Annotated in this window: 1 protein-coding gene; it reads right to left on the minus strand. The window is 37.7% G+C overall.

The features are described from left to right. Nucleotides 1-390: ParA family protein (locus G5B12_RS18590; RefSeq protein ID WP_174088984.1), on the minus strand; the 390-nt coding region annotated here is incomplete at both ends.

Below are 390 nucleotides of genomic sequence, written 5' to 3' on the forward strand. Positions count from 1 at the left end.
TATAATTATCAAAGATATGAATTTGACTTCCATATACATTTCTGAGAAGTTCCATGTTATTTCTGGCATCATTCGTATGAGCATCGACCATCGTAAACAAAATACCTCCGACTTGCAGCTTCGGATTAATCTGCTTACGGACCTTACCGATTGTTTTTAACAACTGCTGCAATCCTTTGATTGGCAGGTAGGATGCTTCAACTGGAATGAGGACTTCATCTGATGCAGCCAGCGCATTAATCGTAATCATTCCCAATGATGGCATACAATCAATGATGACTACATCATATTGATCTTTGATACCATATAAAATCTGTTTCAATACATATTCTCTACTCATTGCATTTACCAACTGTACTTCCGTACCTGCCAGTCCAATGTTAGAACAGA

The organism is Blautia sp. MSK.20.85, assembly GCF_013317245.1.
In the GTDB taxonomy this organism is placed as follows: Bacteria; Bacillota; Clostridia; order Lachnospirales; family Lachnospiraceae; genus Blautia_A.